Raw genomic sequence first — 26,344 nt, 5'->3', positions numbered from 1 at the left:
AATCTTATGCTTCAGCAGGTACTACACTTACGTAAGATCTACCGTCATGCTTTTTCTTAAATTCTACTTTCCCATCAGTTACAGCGAACAATGTATGGTCTTTGCCAACTTTAACGTTCAATCCTGCGTGATGCTTGGTTCCTCTTTGTCTTACGATAATGTTACCGGCAATTACAGATTCACCACCAAACTTTTTTACACCAAGTCGTTTACTGTGGGATTCTCTACCGTTTTTAGAACTACCGACACCTTTCTTGTGAGCCATAATGTTTAATGTTTTAGGCTATAAGATAAAACTTATAGTGTAATGTTTTCAATAAGTAATTTAGTAAACTCTTGTCTGTGACCGTTTTTCTTTTTGTAACCTTTTCTTCTTTTCTTTTTGAAGACGATTACTTTGTCACCTTTTACGTGATCAAGAATTTTTCCTGTCACCTTGGCACCTGCCAATACTGGGGCACCTACCGATACCGTACCGTTGTCATCTGCCAACAATACCTCATCGAACTCAACGGAAGCGTCAATATCGCCTTGCATCTTTGGTGCATAGACATATTGATCTTTAGTTACTTTGAACTGCTTTCCAGCTATGTTAACTATTGCGTACATACTAAGAACTTTTTATCAAAATTGAGGTGCAAATATAAGGAGGATTTTGGTAACTAGAAAATTTAGCAAAAAGATTTCACCGAAATCATTAAAATTCCTCGCTTTTAAAGGTTTAGGCCCTTATCACCATCGGTAATTTTCATTTCTCTCCACCAAACGGGCAAAGTTCCCTTCGTCAGTTGAAATAAGACAATTTAAGCCACAGATCATAAGGATGAACACAGACTTACAATTGTTCAATAATCTTATCTGTGTTTATAACTTCTATCTGTGGACGAAATTAAGGATAGTTTAATCGTGTAGTGATCGAAATAGCTAAGCTATTTCTGACTTGAAATCAAGAACTCTTATTTAAGAGGTTTTGCAATCCCCATGAAGACGCCCCTAGGAATATTGATTGACAACAGGCCTATCCCCCAATGCATAGTCTTTTACGCTAGTTAGGCAAAGATCATTTTGCTGAAAAGAAACCATTCCCCCGGTAAACATTTAAAAAAATGCCCTCCCATACACTGGCGCAAAAACAAGTATAATTTACGCTTAATTAAAAAGCTACTACAAGGCCTAAATAATAAATGTAATTTTCCGAACTACATCCCTCTGATTACGCTTATCTTTTCATCATCCATCCGGTCACATTGACGCTGGACTCATTGAAACTATCAATTAAAAATTCCTTATCATTTACTTGCTTTTGTTTAGGATTTGAAAATCAAACAGTTGTTTATTTTAAGATCAAAAAACAAAACAACAATCTGACTTACAGTAAATTACATAACCATCAAACTATTGACCATAAGTCAAAAAATGCTTGAATTCAGGTTTGTAAGATTTTTTTATTTTTTTTTCTGCCCCTTCTGAATGCCGCTTAAATGGCGTTTTAATAGAATGGTAACTTTAAATTAACATACATTACACCTTGATATATAAGATTTTATCACTAATTTGACCATTAGTCAATAATCAAGATCAAGGCCTTATCAATGGTTTTATTTTTAAAAATTGTTGGTGATATTTGTTCTACGGCTCTGCGAAAAACTGCTTGCTATCAGGCATTTTTTGAGGAACAACATAACATTTACGAGAGCCTTTCACATGCTATTGTGGATGAAATAAAATTGATGGTAATTATATAAAACTGACTGACTAATGCAAAAGACCGAACCCATATTAGAACAAGGAGATAACAGTAGATTTGTATTGTTCCCAATTCAGCACGACGACATTTGGGAATATTACAAAAAAGCAGAGGCTAGTTTTTGGACTGCAGAAGAAATCGACCTGGGCCAGGACATAAAAGACTGGAAAAACTTAAGTGATGATGAGCGTCACTTTATTTCCCATGTATTAGCATTTTTTGCAGCCAGTGACGGAATCGTAAACGAAAACTTGGCAGAGCACTTCGTAGCGGAAGTACAGTACACAGAGGCCAAGTTCTTCTATGGCTTCCAAATTGCCATGGAAAACATCCACTCAGAGACGTACAGCCTTCTGATTGACACCTATATCAAAGACGCAAAAGAAAGAGACCGCCTATTCAATGCCATCGAGCACTTGGATTGTGTAAAGAAAAAAGCAGACTGGGCGCTACGATGGATTGACGAGGGGGATTTTCAAGAAAGATTGATTGCTTTTGCCGCAGTGGAAGGCATTTTCTTCTCCGGATCTTTCTGCTCGATCTTTTGGCTAAAGAAACGCGGCCTGATGCCAGGACTGACATTCTCAAACGAGCTTATTTCAAGGGACGAAGGGTTGCATTGTGATTTTGCCTGTCACCTATACACGCAGCACATTGTCAATCCACTACCAAAGGAAACCGTTTCCAAAATCATTCAGGATGCCGTAGCCATTGAAAAGGAATTTGTCACGGATGCCCTTCCAGTAAGGCTCATTGGGATGAATGCCGATTTGATGTGTCAATATATTGAATTTGTGGCCGACAGGCTTCTATTGGAATTGGGCTGTGAAAAAGTCTGGAACAGCACCAATCCATTCGACTTCATGGACATGATCTCACTTCAGGGCAAGACCAACTTCTTCGAGAAGCGGGTTGGCGATTATCAAAAAGCCGGGGTCATGAAAGGCAAAGATGCTTCTGATTCAGCTAAGTTTTCTGTAGAAGAGGACTTTTAATTTACTTTTCCCAACCTTAAACTCCAAGTTAGCATGTTAGTAATAAAAAGAGATGGCAGAAGAGAATCGGTAAGATTCGATAAGATCACCACGCGGATAGAAAACCTCTGTGATGGATTGGATTCCCGGTACATACAACCGATCGAAGTAGCCAAAAAGGTAATTGATGGCCTGTATGATGGCGTGACCACATCAGCACTTGACAACTTGGCCGCAGAAGTCTGCGCATCCATGACCGTCAAGCATCCTGATTACGCTATCCTCGCAGCACGTATCGCCATATCCAATCTGCACAAGACGACCAGCCAGTCTTTTTCAAACACCATGAAAAGGCTCTATACGTATGTCAATCCAAAAACAGGGGACAATGCCGCCCTCATCGCACCGGATGTGTACGGAATCGTAAAAAAACATGCGGCCCGTCTTGATGAGATCATTGATTACAACAGAGACTTTAACTATGATTTCTTTGGCTTCAAGACCTTGGAGAGAAGTTACCTTATCAAGCTGGATGACAAAGTCGTAGAACGCCCTCAACATATGCTAATGCGGGTGGCAATCGGTATCCACAAAGAGGATCTGGATGCTGCTATCGAAACCTACCACTTGCTTTCTGAAAAGTGGTTTACCCACGCCACACCTACCTTGTTCAACGCCGGAACACCTAAGCCACAGCTTTCTTCGTGCTTTCTGCTTACCATGAAGGACGACAGCATCGACGGGATCTATGATACCTTAAAACAATGTGCCAAAATCTCCCAATCCGCTGGTGGGATCGGGCTTTCTATTCACGATGTGCGGGCCAAAGGCTCCTACATCCGTGGCACAAATGGCGTATCGAACGGCATCGTGCCAATGCTAAGAAACTTCGACATGACGGCACGTTATGTAGATCAAGGTGGTGGAAAACGCAAAGGAAGCTTTGCTATCTACCTAGAACCTTGGCATGCTGACATCAAGGATTTCTTAGAGCTAAAGAAAAATCACGGAAAAGAAGAATTGAGGGCTCGGGACCTTTTCTACGCTCTTTGGATATCTGACCTATTTATGAAAAGAGTGGAAGCCAACGAAGACTGGTCTCTATTCTGTCCAAATGAAGCGCCGGGACTATCCGATTGCTATGGAGAGGAATTTGAAAAACTATATGAAAAATATGAGAAGGAAGGCCGTGCCAGGGAAACCGTAAAAGCGCAGGAACTTTGGTTTGAGGTGCTGGAATCCCAGATCGAAACCGGTACTCCCTACATGCTATACAAGGATGCCGCCAATGGAAAATCCAACCAGAAAAACCTTGGCACGATCAAGTCATCCAACTTGTGTACGGAGATCATGGAATACACTTCTCCAGATGAGGTGGCCGTCTGTAACCTAGCTTCCATTGCACTGCCCAAGTTTATCAAAACAGACAGCCAAGGCAAAAAGTCTTTTGACCACCAGAAGCTCTATGAGATCACCAAAGTGGTCACTAAAAACCTTAACAAGGTAATTGACATCAATTACTACCCTGTAAAAGAAGCAGAAAAATCCAACTTCAGACACCGCCCGATCGGAATCGGTGTACAAGGATTGGCAGACGCCTTCATCATGCTCAGAATGCCATTTGACAGTGAAGAAGCTGCTGGCCTAAACGAAGACATCTTCGAAACTATCTATTATGCATCCATGGAAACATCCATGGAGCTCGCCAAAATACACGGCACATACGAGACTTACGAAGGCTCACCCGTATCTAAAGGCCAATTCCAGTTTGACCTTTGGGGAGTATCCCCTAAGTCGGGTAGATGGAACTGGGCAGACCTGAAAGAAAGAGTAGCCAAGTACGGCGTGAGAAACTCCCTATTGGTAGCGCCAATGCCAACGGCATCCACCTCACAGATCCTTGGAAACAACGAATGTTTTGAGCCCTATACCTCAAACATCTATACAAGAAGAACACTTTCAGGTGAATTCATCGTGGTAAACAAACACCTCATGAAAGACCTGATCCGCTTGGGGCTTTGGAATGACTCCATGAAAAACAGGCTCATCGCTGCCAATGGTTCTGTTCAGGAGATGCCTGAAGTGCCTCAAAATATCAAAGACCTCTATAAGACCGTATGGGAAATTTCCCAAAAAGTGGTGATAAACATGGCCGCTGACAGAGGGGCTTACATCTGTCAATCTCAAAGCATGAATGTGTTTATGCAAGAACCGAACTTCGGAAAACTGACCTCCATGCATTTCTATGCGTGGAAAAAAGGACTAAAAACAGGCATGTATTACTTACGCTCCAAAGCAGCGACAAGTGCCATACAGTTTACCGTGGACAAAGCCGGCTTAAAAGACGCACAAAAGGCAGCTGTCCCGGCAGAAGAGAGCAACAAGACAAATAATCAAGATGCTATCGCCTGCTCTCTGGACAATCCTGACGATTGCGAAATGTGTGGAAGCTAAAATTTAACCCGCTTTATGCATTAGGAATCGTTATAAGAGCTGAAACTACAAGAAAATCAGGCTGTTTGGAGATTGAATCATAGCATCGCTATGGTGAAATCGAAAACAGCAGCGGAGCGACTGATTTTGTCCGCCGCGGCGGATCAGGTCGTAATAGATAGGCTAGTGCATAAAGCGGGTTTAACTGATTTAATACCTGAAAAGCCTGGCAAATGTCAGGCTTTTTTTTTTTGGCAATGGCCACTCCACCAAACCATGGGGCAAGCAAGAAACATGGCGAAATTCATCCCCCCAGTAATTTTGCCTGATCCCAAACCATTACATATTTTTAAATCAAAGCTACACTTCCCTGAAAATAAAAGTGTTATATTTCGAACTTGTAAACCTTCACCAAAACAGGATTAGACAAATCAGCGACAGATATCATCGGTTGTAGAATACGTGAAAATTACCTTGAATGAAATACACGGCACTTATAATAGCTTTATTTATCCTATCCCCTTTTGTTTCAAAAGCCCAGTCTCTTGATCCATCAGGAGCATCCCGGCTGTATAAACCATTCAAAGTCGATGTTGGCCTCAACTTGACCTTTCCTACCGAATCAGAACTTACGACAGGCGGAGGGTTCTATGTGGAGCCCCGTTATGGTATAAATGACCAAATAAACATCGGCCTTCAGCTTGGTAGTAATATCCTGGGAGAAGGAGAATCACTATTTAACCACCAAGAAGCCACCTACCGAGCACAGGCCATCTCCAACCTCTCCTTAACCGGCGAATACCTCTTCGGCAAAGAAAATACCCGACCGTTTGTTGGCGTGATGGTAGGCATGTACAGGCGAAGTGATTATGAAATAGTGGATTCTGATGACGGCACCATCTTTAACCAAGTCGGAAATGAAGTGAATTTTGGTGTTGCTCCACGAATAGGACTCATCGCTGGTAAATTCCGCATGAATTTTACGTACCATATCACCGGCGAGAATATCAGTGACTTTTTCAGTATAGGCTTGGGCATCCAGTTTGGAGGAGGAAAAATCAAAAATGAGCCCAAAAAAAGCTACAGCACTTGGGAGTAACCTCCCAAATTGATGGGTACTAAACTATACCGCTGAGATGGTTCATACCCCATAATAGCACCTATCAAAACACCTACCTGTCAACACCCCATAGTGAGATCCGGGGAGAGGTGAAGTACGAAGCACCAGATACGAAGTGTAATTTTCATAAAAACATGGCTTGATTCCATAAAGTGTGCTTACTCAAAAACATATAACCAAAATTCTTTCTTACTACTGGCTTATAGGGCTGATTTTTCCTAAATTATATGTGTTACATTTTTAACCCATCATAAAACCTTATGAACAGAGTCAACAACCTCCGCCCTTTATCAAAAAATCAAATCTGGGACATTGTCATTATAGGAGGAGGAGCTTCGGGGCTGGGAGTCGCGTTGGACGCACTGTCAAGAGGACTTAGCGTGGCACTTTTCGAGAGAGCAGATTTTGCAAAAGGCACCTCCAGCAAAAGCACCAAATTGGTTCATGGAGGGGTACGGTACTTGGCACAAGGTGATATCTTATTGGTATGGGAAGCGCTTCGCGAGCGTGGAAGAATTCTAAAAAACGCACCTCATTTAGCCCATCCCCAGCCTTTTGTCATCCCCATTTACAGTCATGCTACCAAATATTATTACACCATAGGCCTGAAGTTCTATGACTGGATGTCCGGCTGGCTCAGCCTTGGAGATTCCAGTTATATTTCCAAAAAGGAAACCAAAAGGCGCTTGCCGCAAATAAAAACCGAAGGGCTTCTCGGAGGTGTAGTATACCACGATGGGGAGTTTGATGATGCCCGTCTGGCTGTTTCCGTAGCCCAAACCTGTGATGACATGGGGGGGTGTATCCTCAACTACATGAAAGTAACCAGTCTGACAAAAGATAGTGCGGGCAAGGTAAATGGGGTCAAAGTAAGGGATGCCATCCATAAAAAGACGTATAATGTACAAGCCAAAATGGTGGTCAATGCCACCGGGGTATTTGCCGATAAAATCTTACAGATGGACGAAAAGGGAGCCCCCAGGATGATCCAACCAAGCCAAGGCGTGCACTTGGTGCTGCCGCAGCACTTTCTCGGAGGTCAAGATGCACTCATGATTCCCAAGACCTCTGATGGCAGGGTGTTATTTGCAGTACCTTGGCAGGGGAAATTAGTGGTGGGCACTACAGACACCATTCGTGCTAAAACCAAAATGGAACCTGAAGCCCTATCTCGGGAAATCAACTTTATCCTAGACAATGCCGGCCAATACCTCAGCAAAAAACCTACTCGAAAGGATGTATTGACCGTGTATGCAGGATTACGTCCCTTGGCCGCACCCAAGGGCGAAAGTGTAAAAACTAAGGAGATATCAAGAAATCACAAAGTAATCATTTCGGATTCGGGCTTGACAACACTGACCGGAGGGAAATGGACAACATTTCGAAAAATGGGAGAAGACACCGTAAACCATTTTCCACGAGTTACCGGAGAGGAAGTAAAGGAAAGCCATTCTTGGGAGATTAGATTTCATGGCTTTGGTGACCCTACCCTAGACGACAAACACTGGAAACTGTACGGTACCGATGCGGTAAAAATCCTTCAGCTTATCAAAGAAAACCCTCCGTATGCCAAATTGCTCCATCCAAACTACCCCTATGTAGCCGGTGAGGTCATCTGGGCGGTAAGGGAAGAAATGGCCATGCATGTAGAAGACTTCTTGGCCAGGAGAATCCGTATCCTCTTTCTGGATGCCGCTGCCGCGATCGCCATGGCACCTATGGTAGCTTCGCTGATGGCCGAAGAACGTAAACAAGACCAGAAATGGATAGAAAATGAAATTGACGCTTTCCATAAAATCGCTGACAAATACTTGATCAAAACCTAAAATAATGACCCAAAATAAGCAATTCATAATGGCCCTGGACCAAGGCACCACCAGTTCGAGGGCCATTCTTTTTGACCAAAAAGGGCAATCCATTGCCATTGCACAAAAAGACTTCAAACAATACTTCCCCAAGGCTGGATGGGTAGAGCATGATGCCAAGGAAATATGGACTTCACAAGCGGCTGTAATCCTGGAAGCCATTGCCAAAGCAGAAATAGAACCTGCACAAATCGCAGGAATCGGCATTACCAATCAACGGGAAACGACCATCCTCTGGGATCGGAAAACGGGAAAACCACTTTACCGGGCCATCGTCTGGCAGGACCGACGTACCGCTGCTTACTGCAACTTACTAAAGCGTAAGGGACACAGTGATATGATCAATGATAAAACAGGCTTGATCATAGATGCGTATTTTTCCGCCACCAAAATCAAATGGATACTGGACAATGTGGAAGGAGCGCGGGAAAAGGCTGAAAGAGGGGAGGTCTGTTTCGGTACGGTAGATAGCTGGTTGGTATGGAAACTCACCAATGGCCAGCAGCATCTCACCGATATCACCAATGCCAGCCGCACCATGCTCTTCAACATCCACGACAAACAATGGGACGAAGAACTTATGGAGCTATTCAGTATCCCCGCATCCATATTACCGAAAGTAAAATCCAGTAGCGAAGTATATTGCACTACTGCAGGAGATGTTTTTTCAGCGAAAATTCCCATTGGAGGCATCGCCGGTGATCAGCAGGCTGCGCTTTTCGGCCAACTCTGTACACAACCCGGAATGGCCAAAACCACTTACGGCACTGGCTGCTTTATGGTCATGAATACCGGTGAAAACCCCGTCAAATCGAAGAATAAATTGCTGACAACCATTGCGTGGGAAATAAATGAAAAAGTCCATTACGCATTGGAAGGCAGCGTATTCATCGGTGGAGCAGCGATCCAATGGCTCAGGGATGGGCTTGCTATCTTTGAAGAAGCCGAACAAAGCGAATCCCTGGCCACAAGTGTTGACGACAATGGAGGGGTATATTTTGTCCCGGCACTCACCGGTTTGGGTGCCCCCTATTGGGATCAGGATGCCCGTGGGGCTTTTTTTGGTATCACCAGAGGCACTACACAGGCCCATTTTGCGAGGGCTGCATTGGAAGCTATTGCCTTTCAGGTCTTTGACGTATTGGCAGCCATGGAAAAAGACGCCGCTGCCAAAACGAAAGAAATGCGGGTGGATGGAGGTGCTTCTGCCAACAACTTCCTAATGCAGTTTCAGGCCGACCTCCTAAGGAGTGAAGTAAAACGCCCCCAGATCACGGAAACCACGGCTTTGGGAGCCGCTTTTCTTGCAGGGTTGGCAGTAGGTTACTGGAAAGACCAAAACGAACTCCGGCAGTTATGGAAAGAAGAAGCTTCATTTTCACCACAATCTGACCGAAAAGTGACCGATGAACTGCTCCATTTTTGGCACAAAGCCGTCGAAAGAAGCAAGGACTGGACAGAAGAATGAAGTATCCTCCATAAGTCAGTGGAATCCCACAATCATCGATCAAGCTTGAAACAGTTAACATAGAAACCCCATGACTAGATGAATAGCTATATTGCAGAATTTATAGGCACCGCCTTGCTGTTACTTATGGGCTCCGGTGTCGTGGCCAATGTGGTCCTGAAACAGACCAAGGGAAACAATAGCGGCTGGATCGTCATCACCACGGCTTGGGCGCTAGGCGTGTTTATCGGTGTGGTAGTGGCAGGTCCTTACAGCGGTGCGCACCTCAATCCCGCGGTAAGCGTGGGATTGGCCATAGCAGGATTATTTGATTGGAATTTGGTTCCTGGTTATTCCTTGGCTCAGGTGCTCGGAGGGGGTTTTGGTGCTACTATTGCTTGGCTGATGTACAAGGATCATTTTGACATTACAGACGACCCAAGTCTGAAATTTGCACCATTTGCGACTGCCCCTGCCATTCGAAACCTTTCCTCCAATTTCCTTTCAGAATTAGTGGGCACCTTTGTCCTAATCCTGGTGATTCTCTACTCCACAGGGGCTACCCTTGAAGACCCTCAGAACACCCCGATTGGCCTTGGGGCACTGGGTGCGTTACCTGTGGCACTTTTAGTGTGGGTGATCGGTTTGGCCTTGGGCGGAACTACGGGGTACGCCATTAATCCTGCCCGGGACCTGGGACCTCGCATTGCCCACCAACTCCTTCCCATCCGCGGAAAAGGGAGCAGTGACTGGAGCTACAGCTGGGTACCCATTATAGGCCCACTATTAGGCGCAGCATTGGCTGCCAGCACCTTTCTTTTTTTAGGAACCTAACTATATAATAACTGATATGACATTTTATCAAACGATTTCAATTTCTCAAATTATCATCGTCATTTTACTGCTTTCATGTGCTGAAAAAAAGCCAAAATCTAAAGAAACCGCTGTCCAAAAAATCACCATAAACACGGCTGACTTAAAAGATACCGTAGATATTTCCGACAAGATCAAAAACATACAGATAATCAAGCTTAAAGAAGACGAAGAAAAACATTTGGGAATGGTCGAACAGGTTTTGGTCCGGCCTCAGCACTATATCGTAGTGGATAAGCATGACACAGACCAAATTTTTCTCTATAATAAAAAGGGTGACTTTATCAAAAGCCTTGTTCACCACGGCGATGGCCCTCTTGAAATCCGACAGGTAAATGATTGTTGGTTTAATGACTTGGGAAATCTGGAAGTGTATGATTTTTCCCTCAAAAAAGTAGTGGTATATAATGAAAAATACGAACCGGAGCGTACCTATAAGACCGATCCGTCCATCCTCTTCAGCAATGTAAGGCCTATTCCAGGAGGTGGGTATGTTGCCTTCAATGGGTACAGTGGATATAATGGCCCTTTCAAAGGAAAAAACTACAAAGTAGGCTTTTTAGACCACAAATTTAACCTTGAAGCTACTGCACTTTCTTATCCTAGTGGTTTAAATGACGCTCTGATCACAAGTCCTATGAACCCATTTTGGGCAGTAAACGACACCACCCGGTTTTATCAAAATTACAATCCCTACATTTACAATGTGTCATCCAACCAACAGCTCACCAAGCGTTACAAATTGGATTATCAGCCAAATCCCCTACCTGCCAACTACGAAGAAGAAATCATCCTTCCAAACATCCGCCTTATCAGCAATGTAAATACACCATTTCAGGATAAAATAAAAGCGTACGAAGGTTATGCGGGCTTTAGTGGGGCGTGGAACGAATCACAGGATATCATCATGTTTTCATCCTTCGATGAGAAGCATAAGCCATTCATATCGCTTTACGATAAAAGAAAAAAAGAAGCAATTGTCTCAGCCCATTCACTAGTAGAAACAGAGCGGTTCAAAATAGCACTACTACCCTATCAGGCATTTGATGCCGGGAAGAAAGTTTTTATAGGCGTATTCCAGGGATGGGTTTTGGAAGAATATTTGTTATTGAAGGGAAGTCCATTTAAGCCGGAGATCAGCGCTGACAAAGAGAGCAATTTTCTCATTAAGGTAGCATTCAACTGATCGAAATCAATATGCCTCTGTCTAAAAATAAAAACATTCATGAATTAGGACTTCACAAACGGAGATGAAAGAGGAGTTTCTCCGTATAAGTAGAATATTCACATTCACTTATCGGTTATGTCATCACAAATCAAATTCGAGCAGGTGATCGAGCGGGGCTGCGGCCTTGATGTTCACCAAAAGACGATTGTAGCCACGGTCCGAGGTATTGACGTTGAGATTGGGACCAGGACTTTCGGGACTTTCACCTCCCAGATCGAGGAGCTTCAAGTATGGCTGAACTCCCTTTCCATTACCCATATTGCCATGGAAAGCACCGGAGTTTATTGGAAACCTGTCTACAACATCCTGGAAGAGGATTTTAAGATTATTCTGGTCAATGCCCGGCATATCAAGAATGTACCCGGGCACAAGACAGACAAAAAAGACAGTGAATGGATTGCCAAATTGCTCCTAAGCGGTCTGCTAAAGGGGAGTTTTGTCCCTGCCGAGTGGATACGGGAGCTGCGTGATCTATGCAGGTATAAACGCAAACTGATCGCACAGCGTGTCGCCCAACGCAACAGGGTGCATAAAATCCTGGAAGACGCCAATATCAAACTGGCCTCAGTGGTCTCAGATGTCTTTGGGGTCTCCGGGACCTTGATCCTCGATGCTTTGATCCAGAAACAGGATGACCCCGAATACCTGGCCAACCTTGCCAAGGGATCCTTACGGAAAAAAATGGAAGACCTCAAACTTTCTCTCCGGGGAAGACTCACAGATCACCACAGGTTCATGCTGTCCACCCTCCGTGATTCCATTGATTCGATCAACGCTCAGATCAGGCACATCGAGGCTAGAATTGAAAGTTATGCAGCCGAGCTTCAACAGGAGGTCGATTTACTCCAGACCATACCCGGAGTGGGAAAAGAAACCGCTATGAACATACTGGCCGAGACAGGCAATGACATGGAGGTTTTTCCGGATCACAAACATCTGGCATCCTGGGCAGGAGTCTCCCCGGGCAACAACGAAAGTGCAGGCAAGAAAAAGTCAACCCGCATCACACATGGGAACAAATACTTGAAAACTGCATTGGTCGAAGCTGCCTGGGCCGCATCACACACCAAGGAGACCTATTTGAACCGTAAATATGGAGCAGTAGCGGCTCGCCGTGGATCTAAAAAGGCACTGATTGCAGTGGCCCACAAAATATTGACTGCACTGTATTATATCCTCAAAAACAAGGAGGCCTATCTCGAACCTGACCATACAGCCTATCAGGAAAAAAGAAAGCAGGCGCAGATTAAGAAATCCTTGGAGCGCCTGCGCGGGCTCGGAGTCCAAGTGGACATCCGTCCCAATTAAGTTTAAGTAAAAGTTCGAGCTTTTATTGGTGATTTACAAGTCCCGGAATAAAAACTGAACTCATAGGCCAAGAACAAACGGTTATTGCTTCGAGCATGTAGAAAAAATTTTACTCTCTAACTTGGCCTAACTTAATTTACAGTCCTTTTAACAACCTTTCAAAGGATAGCTGAACTATGCCTTCCCAGATTTAAAAATGACTGAATAAGCCTATTTTTAGATTTTCTCTTTCAGAAAAAAAGCGAACCGCTTCTGGTTCGCTTTCATTCATATCATTATGATTGGATCAATCCAGCACCTTTTCAGCGAGCAGGACGATTTCATTTTCTCTCACTTCCACTACGCCTCCATCCACTTCTAAGGACTGTTTGCCGTCATTAGTAGTATAAGAGACTGTTCCTTTTGCCAGTGCAGATACTACTGGAGCGTGGTTTTTCAGCACTTGGAAAGCACCTGAAGCTCCTGGAAACGTAGCTTCCGAAACCTCTCCTTGAAATACCTTTTTGTCCGGTGTTATGATTTCTAAATGCATGTGTACCATTTGTTTGGTGTTAAAAAATCACAGGAAAAAGCTGACGAATGTGCTCCTCTCCTGTGATCTATACCCCATAAGTAATGAGGATTAATTATTTAACTTCAGCAAGCATTTTCTCACCCTTAGCGATGGCATCGTCGATGTCACCTACCAAGTTGAATGCCGCCTCAGGAAGATGATCAAGTTCACCGTCCATGATCATGTTAAATCCTTTGATGGTATCTTTGATATCTACCAACACTCCTTTCAAACCTGTAAACTGCTCGGCCACGTGGAATGGTTGGGACAAGAAACGCTGTACCCTTCTTGCTCTGTGTACGACAAGTTTATCTTCTTCAGAAAGCTCTTCCATACCGAGGATGGCGATGATATCCTGAAGTTCTTTGTAGCGTTGTAGCAATTCTTTTACGCGTGTGGCACATCCATAGTGCTCATCACCAAGAATACCAGGCTCCAAGATCCTTGACGTGGAATCCAACGGATCCACTGCAGGATAAATACCAAGTTCGGCGATTTTACGGGAAAGTACCGTGGTCGCATCCAAGTGGGCAAAGGTAGTGGCGGGAGCAGGGTCAGTCAAATCATCCGCAGGTACGTAAACCGCCTGTACAGAAGTAATCGAACCATTCTTTGTAGAGGTAATCCTCTCCTGCATGGCTCCCATTTCCGTTGCCAATGTCGGCTGATAACCTACCGCAGAAGGCATACGACCAAGAAGTGCGGACACCTCAGAACCTGCCTGGGTAAATCGGAAAATATTATCAATAAAGAAAAGGATATCCTTACCGGCACCGTCGCCTTCACCATCACGGTAATATTCAGCAAGCGTAAGACCAGTCAAAGCCACACGTGCACGGGCACCTGGAGGCTCATTCATCTGACCAAATACGAAGGTTGCCTTGGAATCCTTCAATTTTTCTACATCTACTTTAGAAAGGTCCCAACCTCCTTCATTCTCAAGAGATTCTACGAAGTCGTCACCGTAAGTTACGATACCAGATTCGATCATCTCTCTAAGAAGGTCATTTCCTTCACGGGTCCTTTCACCCACGCCGGCAAATACAGAAAGACCTGAATAAGCTTTGGCGATGTTGTTGATCAACTCTTGGATCAATACCGTTTTTCCTACACCGGCACCACCGAAAAGACCAATTTTACCACCTTTTGCATACGGCTCGATCAAGTCGATAACTTTAATACCTGTATATAGCACTTCTGTCGAAGTAGAAAGGTCTTCAAACTTAGGAGCGTGTCTGTGGATAGGCAGCTTGGTAGTCGACTCCACTGCAGGAAGGCCGTCGATTGGCTCCCCTACTACATTGAAAAGTCGGCCTTTGATGCCTTCCCCTGTGGGAACAGAAATAGGAGCTCCTAAATCGATCACTTCCAAGCCTCTTCTTAAGCCTTCAGAAGAATCCATCGCGATCGTTCTTACACGATCCTCTCCCAAGTGCTGCTGAACTTCCAATACTACTTTTTGACCGTTCTCCTTAGTGATTTCGAGTGCGTCCAGGATATTCGGCAACTTCCCCCCTTCGAACGAAATATCTACTACGGGGCCAATCACCTGAGTTATCTTACCAGTATTCGCCATTTTTGTGTATTAATGTAAAAGGAATTAATGCATTACTATTATTCGACTGCAAAATTAACTAATAAAGATTAATACCAAAGGATGTTTCAAAAATTAATCCACTTAAATCCCATTTTCTTTTTTATAATCTCCTACAAATTAACGAACAAGCACCCCAACAGCCTGTCTATCGCCCAAGCAACCCCACAAGTCGTATTTCCAAAATACAGCCCTGAACATGCTGCAAAAATCATCCTGTACGGTGTCCTCCTATTTTGCCATCGGCCTACCCCATAAGTGTCTTTAAAAATATCTTCTTGCCCTCACAAACCTTGGATTCCAGTAGGTCGAGGACAGATTGTCTTCTGTCACTCCCAGGGATGAGGAAGAATGGATAAATTGAATACCTCCTCTCCCCTTATCCGTCACTATTCCAGCATGAGTCACTCTGTTTTTTCGTCTACCAGTAGCAAAAAACACCACATCCCCCTTTTCCAGTTTCCTTTTTGAAACTTTTTTACCGACCTTGCTCTGTTCGGAGGAACTTCGGGGAAGCTGGATACCTACGCGCTGAAAGGAAAGGTATAGCAAGGCCGAACAGTCCATTCCCGAGCGTGTGGTCCCTCCATAGCGATAGGGAGTTCCCCGATAAGATTTGGCGGTCTGTATCACAGTATTGACATTTTTCCGATAAGCCTTCTTGGATGCCGAACAAGAGCTGAAAAACACCGTTACCACTAAGGAAAAAACAAGAACTAACGGAATGCGGGATCGGTGAACGGAATATGTACTCATGTGGGTCTTCAAATTTCTCCAATTATAATTAAGTATATGTCATCATGCAACTCTGCACTCAATGGGATTTCCAAAAAAACGAAAATAAATAATCCTTTCATGAAACTTGAACTTCATACAATAGGTTTATAGCTTTATAGTTTCGTGCTGAATACCCACCCCAAAACACTGACTACAAGATGATTAGAGAAGACTTCAAAAAGCTACCTTTGCACAAAAAAATCAACAAACTCTATACGGAAGGCACTTTTGTAGTAGGAATCAGGTATTATGCGCATAAGGTAAATCTATATCTTCTAGAAAATGAGTACATAGAGGTTTTCTACAACCACAAGCTTGATAAAATCGATAAAATCGATTTCTTAAACCAAGATCACACCCGTATGAAATTCTATCTTGACCAGATCAATCTGGACATATAATAAAAATCTCTAGCCTTCTCCCATGCCCTCAATTCATCACAACTTTTTCAGTAAAGCCTTATGGATCTCCAGCACCTGGGGAATGAGCATTTGATTTTCCTTATTGGAAATGATAAAATCAGCCAACTTATTCTTTTGTGAATCTGACATTTGCCGCTCCATAATAGCTTCCACTTGTTCCCTGGAGCGATGAGAGTCCCTGGCCAATACACGTGAAATCCGCAAATCCACTGGAGAAAAAACGTTGATCACCTGATCCAAATCTCGGTATGAACCCGTCTCAAAAAGCAATGCCGCTTCCTTCAAAACATAAGGCGACTCCTGTTCAGCAGCCCATGCTTCAAAATCCCCTTTCACTGCTGGATGTACCAGCCCGTTGATCAGTTTTGTTTGAGCGGGATCTGAAAAAACTCTTCCGGCCAAAAACTCCCTGTTCAGCCTTCCATCTGCCAGGTAAGACGCTTCGCCAAATTGGGCTTTGATTTGGGCTACAAGTGCTTTGGAGTGAGCCATTAGCCATTTGGCACGATCATCTGCAGAATACATTGGAATGCCAAGTGTATGAAAAATCTTGGCGGCTGTGCTCTTTCCAGCACCAATGCCCCCAGTAATGCCAACCAATAGGGACTTACGGCTGTTCATAAATTAATTTAAATATATTCGGTTCTATCGCTACAGACTTGATGTAACTAGGCATCCCCTTCACTTCCAACATTACCGTACTATCATCACGATTCCTTTGCCGGTAGTCTATCACCGCCTCTATCTCCAGCTCCTTTAACGACTGTACTTCCCTTTCATCCACCCGATAACTCATCAAAACCGAATTAAGGTCATTGTCGAGATGTACGTTGTCTGGGAAGTTGACTTTATTTAGTTTCAAGCGCTTATTCCCTTCCAGAAAGGCCACCACTTGAAACTTCACATGGACAGTTTTCGGCTCGACACTTACAAAAGACGTGTATTTCTCGGGAAGCAGGATAGGGACATATTGATCAAAATCGTCCTCTACTTCCTCTTCGTCAAGGGTAAGTATCAATTCTCCCCCCAACTCCTTCACTTTGCTTTCCGCTCCCTTCAACACCACATTTACAGGATCCCAGGTAATGTCTCCTGCCAGTTGATGGTGGGGCGCCAACACCATTTTTCCCGTATCTAAGACAATTTCAGTTTCTTGTTCGACAATTCTATCAAAGTCAAACTTCAAACTATCTGTCAGCACAGCCACCAAACTGGTAGGCTCTAGGATTTCGGCCAAATTCCGACGATACTCAGAAGAAAGCAAGTAATTCCTTTCATCAGGATTGGTCAATTCGATATTAAATGGGGTCACATTAAAATTGAAATACTTTCTGAAAAGGTCCCAGCCGTTGCCGTTGATTTCGATTCGGATTTCGGAAGGAAGCTCTTCGATGGCCATGTACTCTTCAGAATTGTACTGAAAAGCAATCGGAAAATCCACCACTGTCACATAATTATCTTTATTGAGGGCATTTAAAACCCAAAAAGTGGTGGCCGCTATGACGCAAAGGACCACCACTTTAATGTCAGAAGTTTTGTTTTTCTTTAACTTGCCGAAGTATTTCTGAAATCTTTTCAAGATCCCGAATTATTTAGTTCCTGTGGACTTCTTGGAAAATTCCGCTGACACAGCTGATTTTTCTACTTTTATTTTCAACCCTTTGTCCAGCTCAATCAGGACAGTTTCACCTTCTATGGCGTACACTTTTCCATGGATACCACCAATAGTCACCACTTGGTCACCTTTTTTTATTGACTCGATAAAGTTCTTGGCATCTTTTTGTTTCTTCTGTTGTGGCCTGATCATAAAGAAATACATGATCAGGATAATCCCTCCAAAAAGGAACACTTGTCCCATAATGCCGCTTCCTCCGGCTCCTTGTGCTTGTAATAAAATTGTATTGGTCATGGTTACTTTTTCACTGGTCCAGCTATGTTGCTGGCGGTATTATTTGTATTTACGGTTCCTTTAAGTTTCAGCTTGGTGATGCTTGGAGAAGTATTGGCAGTAATCGTCACGGTAGGACTTTGCGCACCGGATTTGTGTGCGGAGTTAAACCTCACCTTGACATGTCCCTCTTCACCCGGCTTTACCGGCTGCTTGCTCCAATCGGGTGTAGTACATCCACATGATGCCTGAACATTGGAAATGATCAGCGGAGATTGGCCGTCATTGGTAAAGGTAAACGTATGCTCGACTACTTTGCCTTGGTCAATCGTACCAAAGTCAAATTGCATGTCATCAAATTTAAACTTGCCCAAAGTAGATGGATCTATTTTAGCTACGCTCTGCACATTGGATGGCTGCTTGGGCTGGGAGGCTTGACTTTGCTCCAGCTCCGTGATCTTCCGCTCCAATTCTTCTATTTTCTCCTTGTTTTTACTATCACAACTTCCAACAAAAAGAGAACCTGCAAGTAAAATTGCAGGCAAGAATGAATATTTCATAAATTATAACGGTTAGTTATTTTCTTTATTGATCTGGTCAATAAGCTTATTGACATCTGTCAGCAGGTTTTCTGCTTTATTTTTTGCGTCTGTGATCACCTTTTTCCCCTCTGATTTTGCTTCATTCAGCGGGAGGTCCCTTCCTTCCACCAGGTCTTTTATAATATCCTCCAGCTCGGTCTTATATTTTGACAGCTGGTAAGACAGCTTGTCCCTGGTATTGTTACCTGAATCAGGTGCAAATAAAACCCCGAATGCAGCACCTACACCAGCACCGAGTACAAAAGCCAAAATCGAATTACTCTGTTTGCTCATAGTTAAATAATGTTTATTTGTTGTCCAAAAGCCCTCTGCCACTTTTCCGGATTTTACCTTGGTCGCTTAGCTCTTTGGCTAGCACATCCAGCAGTCCGTTGACAAATTGCTTACTTTTAGGCGTACTGTACGTTTTTGAAATATCAATATACTCATTGATGGTTACTTTCACAGGGATACTTGGAAAAAATAACATCTCCGTGACAGCCATTGAAATGATAATCTTATCTGTGGAGGCTATTCGCTCGATATCCCAGTTTTTGGTTTTTTCAGCTATCAAAGCCCTATTTGCCTCGTCATTATCGATGGTCAAGTTAAAGATATTTTGAAAAAATTCCTTATCCTCTTCCCAGTTTATGGCAATTTCAGGAAGACTGTAATCCTCTGTATTGTCCACCTCCATTACATTTTTCAGTACTTTGATCGCCAGACTTCTTACCACCGCCTTATTTTCTGTCCAGCTTAGGTCCTTCTCTGAAAAGTTGCTCAAAATCGCGTCAGTCTTGAAAAGGACTTTCTTGGTCAGGTCCATCAAAATATCCAAATCCTCTTCCAGTGTCGGCTCGCTCAGTTTCATGTATTCCTGATATCGCTCCCACGGTTTTACGTACTCACGATACCACTCTTGGATCTCCAATTCCATATCTGCTACATCTGCCTGCTGGCGAATGCTTGCAGTGGTAAAGGCCGGAGCCTCCTGCAGGAAGCCGATCACTCTGTTGTTGGCCAGGTTAAGCTCGCCGCTTACGGACGAAACCTGCTCTTGGTTCAGCTTTCGCTTACGTTCATATTCTCGCTTGACATGCTCACTAAAGCCAATAAGTATCTGGACGGCCGTAAGGTAAAGCTCTGGAATACTCTCAGCTGCATCTACCATGTTATTTCGGAGAAAATCCAAATCCTTTTGGTTCTTTTGATGGTAGAGATTAATGGCTTTGATGGCCTCTGATTTGACCTTCGTCGCATAATCTCCCGCGGCGATCAAGGATTTATTGTTCAGGTTTTGGGAAAAAAGGGTGATGGTTTCTTCGGCATCTTTCCTCAATTGACCTTTGTCCTGCACTTCCATACTGTTCAGGTCTGGCTGAAAAGCCTCTCTAACATAATCCTTGGCTAAGTTGAGATTGGAAGCTTTGCACTGATCATAAGCATACAAACTTTGGAAAGCCTTTACTCTGAGAATTCTTCTATTTAACATTACCTGAATATAAAGAACGTAATATTGATTTGGTTTATCAGGGAGGCCTTAAGCAATCCTTCCTGTGTATTTACTTGCAAAGTTATTAAATAAAAAAACCAAATGCACGGAATTTATGTTCCATTACATTTGGCTTTTCGAAGAGTTCATATTCAAATAATCTTTTAGTAAGATGATTTCACCTTGCCAATGCTTTGAATCCTATTCCAAGCCAGCTCTATCGCCGCTTGTTGTGCAGGGATGCTTTCTTTCTCTGATTTGTTGAGGATCGCCAGACAAGTATCATAGATTTTTTCAGCCTGCTGATAGGCTGCTTCTCTATTGTATCCTCCAAGGTGCTCTGCATAAACATTGATCAGCCCTCCGGCATTGATAAGGAAATCAGGAGCATATACAATTCCTCTATCCAACAACAACTGGCCGTGCTTTTGCTCATCTTCAAGCTGGTTGTTCGCTGCTCCAGCAATCACTGAGCACTTTAATCGATCTACGGTCTGATCATTTACCGTAGCACCAAGCGCACAAGGGGCATAAATATCCATGTTTACATCATAGATCTCGTCTGGCGCTACCACTGTAGCACCTGTAGCCTTGGCCACTTCTTTCAGTCTATCCTCGAATATATCGGTAACATAAATCTCCGCACCTTCTTTCACTAAGTGGTCGATCAAGTGTCTCCCTACCTGTCCGATCCCCTGAACGGCAACTTTCTTGCCTTTAAGCTCATCCGTTCCAAAAGCTTTTTTGGCAGATGCTTTCATGCCCAAATATGCGCCATAGGCAGTCACTGGCGACGGATCCCCGCCCCCACCGTTGATTTCGGGAAGACCTGTGACATGGGAAGTCTCCATGGCGATATACTCCATGTCTCTTGTCTTCATGTTCACATCTTCGGCAGTGATATACCGGCCTCCCAAGCTTTCTACAAACCGGCCAAATCTTCGGAGAAATGCCTCGCTCTTTAGTTTTGGGTCACCAATAATCACTGCTTTTCCACCTCCGATATTCAATCCGGAAATGGCTGCCTTAAAGGTCATCCCCCTTGAAAGACGCAGCACATCAGTAATAGCTTCCTGCTCGGAAGTATAATTCCACATCCTGGTTCCACCCAAAGCAGGCCCCAGCACAGTATTATGAATACCAATAATGGCCTTCAACCCTGTTGGCTCATCATAGCAGATGACCAATTGCTCATGTCCTAAAGAAGTGATCTGTCCGTATATGGATGCTTCTTTGATTTTTTCCTCCGTTTTAACCTCTATCATATGAACTTTGACGTTTAGATTGTGTTATATTTGGGTAAGTCTTTCGGCAAAGGTAATACTTTAGAATTAAATTCTAAACAACCCTCTAGTAAAGCTAACAAAAAGACTATTATAAAACAAAATTAACTATTTTAAAATTTTTATTTCGTGAGCTCACTCTGGAGACTGAATAAATACCTCTATAAATATAAAGGATATCTCCTTTTGGGGATACTCTTTACGATAATTTCCAACATTTTCGTCATGATTCCTGCACAACTGGTGCGGGTAGCCATCGACTATGTGGTAGAAAGTTTCAGCTTTTACCAAATGTTTGAGCAAGGAGCCAGTACAGAAAGTATCCGTTCGGCTTTCCTCGACTTTATTTTTGTTTTTGGCGTGTTGATACTTGCAATGGCCTTTTTGAGGGGCTTTTTCCTTTTCCTGATCAGACAGACGATCATCGTAATGTCCCGATTGATCGAGTATGATTTGAAAAATGAGATTTTCGCACATTACCAGCAACTGCCATTAAGCTTTTATAGAAAAAACAGTACAGGAGACCTGATGGCCCGCATTACTGAAGACGTAAGCCGGGTACGGATGTATTTCGGCCCTGCCCTGATGTACGGCATCAACCTACTCGTACTCTTTCCACTGGTCATCGGATATATGCTGACGGTCAATGTGCCGCTCACCATATATTCGCTGCTTCCACTACCGGTCCTTTCGATCAGCATTTATATTGTCAACAACATGATCAATGAGCGGTCTGAAAAGATCCAGCGTAGCCTCAGTGGGCTAAGCACATTTGTTCAGGAATCTTTTTCAGGCATTCGGGTACTCAAAGCATTTGTGAGAGAAGAAGACAGCAGTCATAAATTTGCCACTGCCAGTGAAGATTACAAGGAAAAATCCATCAGCCTTACCAAAGTCCAGTCGCTCTTTTTTCCATTGATCATGGGCCTGGTGGGAATAAGCACGATTATCACGGTTTATGTTGGCGGCAATCAGGTGATCGAAGGCACCATCGGCTATGGGGTTATCGCTGAGTTTATCCTTTATGTCAATATGCTGACCTGGCCGGTAACCTCATTGGGATGGGTAACCAGCATTGTCCAGCGGGCCGCTGCCTCTCAGACCAGGATCAATGAATTCCTGGATGAGCAAAATACCATCATTAGTAAGGAGCAACTCACCGAAGACATCCTTGGGACGGTGGCCTTTAAAAACGTCTCCTTTGAATATCCTGATTCGGGAATAAAAGCACTGAAAAATGTATCCTTCTCCATCCAATCCGGTGAATCATTGGCCATCATCGGAACCACAGGCTCAGGAAAATCCACTATTGCCAACTTGTTGATGAGAATGTACGATCCGGCCTCGGGCGAAATTGTCGTGGACGACCACCCTATCAATGCCTATGATATCTCACATCTCCGCAAAAACATCGGATATGTCCCCCAAGATGTGTTCTTGTTCAGTGACAGCATTGCCAACAATATTGGCTTTGGACTGGACGAAATCCCTCAGGAGGTGGTCGAACAGGCCGCAAAAGATGCGGACGTTTACCAAAACATCATGGACTTCCCAAAAGGATTCGAAACAAAACTTGGCGAAAGGGGCATCACCCTCAGCGGAGGACAAAAGCAACGGGTTTCCATCGCCAGGGCCATTGCTAAGGATCCTTCCATTTTATTACTGGACGACTGCCTCTCTGCCGTGGATACCAAAACAGAAAATGTCATCCTCAATGCGCTCAGAAGCATCATGGAAGGAAGGACCTCCATCATCATCTCCCACCGGGTATCCTCTGCCAAACTGGCGGATAAAATCATCGTATTGGATGATGGCAAACTTGTGGAAGAGGGGTCACACGAAGCTCTGATGGCCAAAAAAGGCGTGTATGCCGAACTCTACGAAAAACAAACCCAATCCGGCGAAACCATGGAGAAATAGGTTTTGAGAGGCTTTAATGTTGTAAGGTTTTGAAGTCGCGAGATTTTGAAGTTGTCATAAAAAAAGAGGAAAGACACGCATTTGACGGTCTTTCCTCTTTTTTCGTTACGCTCTCTATACCTTGACACCTGAACCAAATCACAGCTCCTCTTCCCTCTCCAACATCAAAATAGCATTTTGTGAAACGATGTAGAACTTTTCCCCTTCATAGACCACCTCATGTGCCCCGGTGAGAAGAAAAATGGCTAGATCCCCTTCCTTTGCCTGTAAGGGCACATAGCGAACATTCTCCTCTTTTTCTTTCCAAGGTTCGTCTTCCTCCACATGCATGGGAATCGGATAACCAGGACCTGCCTTCATGATATATCCCTGTTGCACTTTTTCTTTTTCCTGGACTCCCGGCGGTAGGTAAAGTCCACTGGAAGTTTTTTCATTTGCCTGCTTGAGCTTGATCAACACACGGTCTCCCACGACCACCAATCTTTTCAGTTTGTTATCTTCTGTTAAACGCATTGCTCTTCCCTTAAATCCTAAAAAACACTCTGTAAAGTAATGCCTGATTCTCTTTCTTTTATTCAGAAAGCCCAAGCAATAAGTAAGGCTTAACACACAAAAAGCACCTCGATTGCTCGAGATGCTTTCGTGTATAAGTCCCGAAGAATATTATTTCTTATCTTCTTCGTTTACCTCTTCATAATCGACATCAGAAACACCGTCACCAGACTCGCCTCCAGCATCAGCAGATGCTCCAGCTCCTTCGCCAGCAGCTCCCTCGGCACCAGCGGCACCTTGAGTAGCATTGTACATCTCTGTAGATGCTGCCTCCCAAGCTTTGTTAAGCTCTTCGATCGCAGGCGTGATGGCTTCCAGATCCTGTGCTTGATGAGCTGATTTCAGTTTTTCCAAGGCACCGTTGATATTGGTTTTATTACCATCAGATAGCTTATCGCCAAATTCCTTCAGCTGCTTTTCTGTCTGGAAGATCAGGCTGTCCGCTTGGTTAAGCTTTTCGATCTTCTCTTTTTCCTCTTTATCAGAAGCGGCATTTGCCTCAGCTTCTTTTTTCATTCTTTCGATTTCATCTTCGGAAAGCCCAGAAGAAGCTTCGATCTTGATTTTTTGCTCTTTGCCGGTCCCTTTATCTTTAGCGGACACATGCAAGATACCGTTTGCATCAATATCGAAAGTCACTTCGATCTGAGGTACACCTCTTGGTGCTGGCGGTATATCTGCCAATTGGAACCTACCGATGCTTCGGTTGTCCTTGGCCAATGGACGCTCCCCTTGCAGGACATGGATGTCCACGGCTGGCTGGTTGTCAGCTGCAGTGGAGAACACTTCTGACTTCTTGGAAGGAATCGTGGTATTTGCTTCGATCAGTTTTGTGGACACGCCGCCCATCGTTTCGATACCCAAAGAAAGTGGCGTCACATCCAATAGTAACACATCTTTCACCTCTCCTGTCAATACACCACCTTGGATCGCCGCACCAATCGCTACCACCTCATCAGGGTTAACCCCTTTGGAAGGTTTCTTACCAAAGAACTTCTCTACTTCTTCTTGGATTTTAGGAATACGTGTAGATCCACCTACCAATATTACCTCGTCAATATCAGAAGCAGAAAGCCCTGCATCAGAAAGTGCCTTCTTACATGGCTCCAATGAACGTCTTACCAAATCTTCGGAAAGTTGCTCAAATTTCGCACGGGTAAGGTTCCTCACCAAGTGCTTAGGACCGCTTTGGGTAGCGGTAATATACGGCAAGTTAATTTCGGTAGAAGATGAGCTGGAAAGTTCGATTTTAGCTTTCTCAGCAGCTTCTTTCAGACGCTGAAGGGCCATAGGATCTTGCTTCAGGTCGATATCCTCTTCGCTCTTGAATTCATCTGCCAGCCAATTGATGACCACTTGGTCAAAGTCGTCTCCACCCAAGTGCACATCACCGTTGGTTGACTTCACCTCAAATACACCATCGCCCAGCTCAAGGATCGAAATATCAAATGTACCACCACCAAGGTCATACACCGCAATTTTCATATCCTGGTCTTTCTTATCCATCCCATAGGCCAAGGCCGCAGCTGTTGGCTCATTGATGATACGTTTCACTTCCAGACCGGCCACTTGACCAGCTTCTTTGGTCGCTTGACGTTCCGCATCATTAAAGTAAGCAGGAACAGTAATCACCGCTTCGGTCACTTCCTGCCCCAAAAAGTCCTCTGCAGTGGACTTCATTTTCTGAAGGATCATCGCAGACAGCTCCTGTGGAGTATAACTCCTGTCGCCAATTTTTACGGCTACCGTATCGTTAGCTCCTTGCTCTACTTTGTAGGATGCATGTTTTTTCTCATCAGAAACCTCAGAGAATTTTTTACCCATAAACCTTTTCACAGAAGAAATGGTATTGGCTGGGTTGGTGATAGCTTGTCTTTTGGCAGGATCACCTACTTTTCGCTCTCCGTTTCCATTGTCCAAAAACGCCACAATAGAAGGAGTGGTTCTTCTTCCCTCACTGTTTTGGATAACCACCGGTTCGTTACCCTCCATCACGGCTACGCAGGAGTTAGTGGTTCCCAAGTCTATACCAATAATTTTTCCCATAACTAATTGTATTTCTTAATTTATTTCTTGTTTTCTTAATTCGCTTATTTACTCGAAAACATATTTAACAAGTCATGTGCCAAGCCTTTTTTTGCCCTTGCCTGTGTCAGATTGGCAGCAAATATGACAAACCTCCTCCACAGCAGCCCGTAATTCTGCCAAGCCACCCTCATAATCATGCATCCTTGTCACCTTTTTGGAATACCAACCTTCCCCACTGAACTTGGTCTCCAACCTGCCA

The 26,344-nt window shown here is 43.9% G+C and carries 24 protein-coding genes; 10 read left to right on the top strand and 14 right to left on the bottom strand.

All coding sequences use genetic code 11. The features are described 5' to 3' along the window. Window positions 1-4: 4 nt before the first annotated feature. Together rpmA and rplU are read right to left on the bottom strand one after the other, a co-directional pair. Window positions 5-265 (bottom strand): 50S ribosomal protein L27, encoded by a 261-nt coding sequence (gene rpmA, locus FDP09_RS08095; protein WP_137402190.1) that lies wholly within the window; start codon window positions 263-265, stop codon window positions 5-7. A gap of 32 nt (window positions 266-297) precedes the next feature. Further along, entirely contained in the window at window positions 298-609 is a 312-nt protein-coding gene (gene rplU / locus FDP09_RS08090; protein WP_137402189.1) for a 50S ribosomal protein L21, read from the bottom strand. Window positions 610-1,758: 1,149 nt separating this feature from the next. Here rplU and FDP09_RS08085 point away from each other — a divergent pair. From FDP09_RS08085 to FDP09_RS08050, 8 genes are all read left to right on the top strand, one after another. Next, window positions 1,759-2,742: a ribonucleotide-diphosphate reductase subunit beta gene (locus FDP09_RS08085; RefSeq protein ID WP_137402188.1), complete on the top strand. Its 984-nt coding sequence runs from the start codon at window positions 1,759-1,761 to the stop codon at window positions 2,740-2,742. 33 nt (window positions 2,743-2,775) lie between these two features. After that, window positions 2,776-5,175, top strand: a complete 2,400-nt coding sequence (locus FDP09_RS08080) for a ribonucleoside-diphosphate reductase subunit alpha (protein ID WP_137402187.1) — start codon at window positions 2,776-2,778, stop codon at window positions 5,173-5,175. Window positions 5,176-5,632: 457 nt separating this feature from the next. Then, on the top strand, window positions 5,633-6,253 hold the full coding sequence (locus tag FDP09_RS08075) for a hypothetical protein (RefSeq protein ID WP_137402186.1): 621 nt from the start codon (window positions 5,633-5,635) through the stop codon (window positions 6,251-6,253). Between the two features lie 281 nt (window positions 6,254-6,534). Next, window positions 6,535-8,100 (top strand): glycerol-3-phosphate dehydrogenase/oxidase, encoded by a 1,566-nt coding sequence (locus tag FDP09_RS08070; protein WP_137402185.1) that lies wholly within the window; start codon window positions 6,535-6,537, stop codon window positions 8,098-8,100. A 4-nt stretch (window positions 8,101-8,104) separates the two neighbouring features. Then, window positions 8,105-9,607, top strand: a complete 1,503-nt coding sequence (glpK, locus tag FDP09_RS08065) for a glycerol kinase GlpK (RefSeq protein WP_137402184.1) — start codon at window positions 8,105-8,107, stop codon at window positions 9,605-9,607. Between the two features lie 78 nt (window positions 9,608-9,685). Then, the gene (locus FDP09_RS08060; protein WP_137402183.1) at window positions 9,686-10,420 is read left to right on the top strand and encodes an MIP/aquaporin family protein; all 735 of its coding nucleotides are present in this window, start codon (window positions 9,686-9,688) and stop codon (window positions 10,418-10,420) included. A 16-nt stretch (window positions 10,421-10,436) separates the two neighbouring features. Further along, a complete protein-coding gene (locus FDP09_RS08055; protein ID WP_137402182.1) occupies window positions 10,437-11,645 on the top strand; it encodes a 6-bladed beta-propeller in 1,209 nt (402 codons plus the stop codon). Window positions 11,646-11,762: 117 nt separating this feature from the next. Next, the gene (locus FDP09_RS08050; protein ID WP_137402181.1) at window positions 11,763-12,995 is read left to right on the top strand and encodes an IS110 family RNA-guided transposase; all 1,233 of its coding nucleotides are present in this window, start codon (window positions 11,763-11,765) and stop codon (window positions 12,993-12,995) included. Between the two features lie 286 nt (window positions 12,996-13,281). On the opposite strand, the gene atpC is transcribed toward FDP09_RS08050, so the two are convergent. The 3 genes from atpC to FDP09_RS08035 form a co-directional block, all read right to left on the bottom strand. Next, on the bottom strand, window positions 13,282-13,527 hold the full coding sequence (atpC, locus tag FDP09_RS08045; protein ID WP_041739649.1) for an ATP synthase F1 subunit epsilon: 246 nt from the start codon (window positions 13,525-13,527) through the stop codon (window positions 13,282-13,284). A 94-nt stretch (window positions 13,528-13,621) separates the two neighbouring features. After that, window positions 13,622-15,124, bottom strand: a complete 1,503-nt coding sequence (atpD, locus tag FDP09_RS08040) for a F0F1 ATP synthase subunit beta (protein WP_137402180.1) — start codon at window positions 15,122-15,124, stop codon at window positions 13,622-13,624. Window positions 15,125-15,406: 282 nt separating this feature from the next. Beyond that, window positions 15,407-15,898: a C40 family peptidase gene (locus FDP09_RS08035; protein ID WP_137402179.1), complete on the bottom strand. Its 492-nt coding sequence runs from the start codon at window positions 15,896-15,898 to the stop codon at window positions 15,407-15,409. Window positions 15,899-16,077: 179 nt separating this feature from the next. On the opposite strand from FDP09_RS08035, the gene FDP09_RS08030 reads away from it, so the two are divergent. Beyond that, the gene (locus tag FDP09_RS08030) at window positions 16,078-16,320 is read left to right on the top strand and encodes a hypothetical protein (RefSeq protein WP_137402178.1); all 243 of its coding nucleotides are present in this window, start codon (window positions 16,078-16,080) and stop codon (window positions 16,318-16,320) included. A gap of 36 nt (window positions 16,321-16,356) precedes the next feature. On the opposite strand, the gene coaE is transcribed toward FDP09_RS08030, so the two are convergent. The 7 genes from coaE to FDP09_RS07995 all read right to left on the bottom strand — a co-directional run bounded on the left by coaE (window position 16,357) and on the right by FDP09_RS07995 (window position 21,567). After that, window positions 16,357-16,962 (bottom strand): dephospho-CoA kinase, encoded by a 606-nt coding sequence (coaE, locus tag FDP09_RS08025; protein ID WP_137402177.1) that lies wholly within the window; start codon window positions 16,960-16,962, stop codon window positions 16,357-16,359. Next, window positions 16,949-17,920, bottom strand: a complete 972-nt coding sequence (locus FDP09_RS08020) for a YbbR-like domain-containing protein (RefSeq protein ID WP_137402176.1) — start codon at window positions 17,918-17,920, stop codon at window positions 16,949-16,951. Before FDP09_RS08020 ends, coaE begins: the two co-directional genes overlap by 14 nt. Window positions 17,921-17,929: 9 nt before the next feature. After that, window positions 17,930-18,250, bottom strand: coding sequence for a preprotein translocase subunit YajC (gene yajC / locus FDP09_RS08015; protein WP_137402175.1), 321 nt, complete (start codon window positions 18,248-18,250; stop codon window positions 17,930-17,932). 2 nt (window positions 18,251-18,252) lie between these two features. Further along, a complete protein-coding gene (locus tag FDP09_RS08010; protein WP_137402174.1) occupies window positions 18,253-18,789 on the bottom strand; it encodes a DUF1573 domain-containing protein in 537 nt (178 codons plus the stop codon). Between the two features lie 12 nt (window positions 18,790-18,801). After that, window positions 18,802-19,104, bottom strand: coding sequence for a YtxH domain-containing protein (locus tag FDP09_RS08005; RefSeq protein ID WP_137402173.1), 303 nt, complete (start codon window positions 19,102-19,104; stop codon window positions 18,802-18,804). Between the two features lie 13 nt (window positions 19,105-19,117). Then, window positions 19,118-20,302: a transcription antitermination factor NusB gene (nusB, locus tag FDP09_RS08000; protein ID WP_137402172.1), complete on the bottom strand. Its 1,185-nt coding sequence runs from the start codon at window positions 20,300-20,302 to the stop codon at window positions 19,118-19,120. 164 nt (window positions 20,303-20,466) lie between these two features. Then, complete coding sequence (locus tag FDP09_RS07995) at window positions 20,467-21,567, bottom strand: Glu/Leu/Phe/Val family dehydrogenase (protein WP_137402171.1); 1,101 nt, start codon at window positions 21,565-21,567, stop codon at window positions 20,467-20,469. Between the two features lie 147 nt (window positions 21,568-21,714). Here FDP09_RS07995 and FDP09_RS07990 point away from each other — a divergent pair, with 147 nt between their 5' ends. Beyond that, entirely contained in the window at window positions 21,715-23,505 is a 1,791-nt protein-coding gene (locus FDP09_RS07990; protein ID WP_137402170.1) for an ABC transporter ATP-binding protein, read from the top strand. 138 nt (window positions 23,506-23,643) lie between these two features. On the opposite strand, the gene FDP09_RS07985 is transcribed toward FDP09_RS07990, so the two are convergent. Further along, window positions 23,644-24,018, bottom strand: coding sequence for a co-chaperone GroES (locus FDP09_RS07985; RefSeq protein WP_137402169.1), 375 nt, complete (start codon window positions 24,016-24,018; stop codon window positions 23,644-23,646). A gap of 150 nt (window positions 24,019-24,168) precedes the next feature. Then, window positions 24,169-26,103 (bottom strand): molecular chaperone DnaK, encoded by a 1,935-nt coding sequence (gene dnaK / locus FDP09_RS07980; RefSeq protein WP_137402168.1) that lies wholly within the window; start codon window positions 26,101-26,103, stop codon window positions 24,169-24,171. Between the last annotated feature and the right edge of the window lie 241 nt (window positions 26,104-26,344).

The sequence above is a fragment of the Echinicola rosea genome (assembly GCF_005281475.1).
GTDB lineage: Bacteria > Bacteroidota > Bacteroidia > Cytophagales > Cyclobacteriaceae > Echinicola > Echinicola rosea.
The sequence above is the reverse complement of the archived record's forward strand: the minus strand, read 5'-3'. Positions and strand labels throughout refer to the sequence as shown.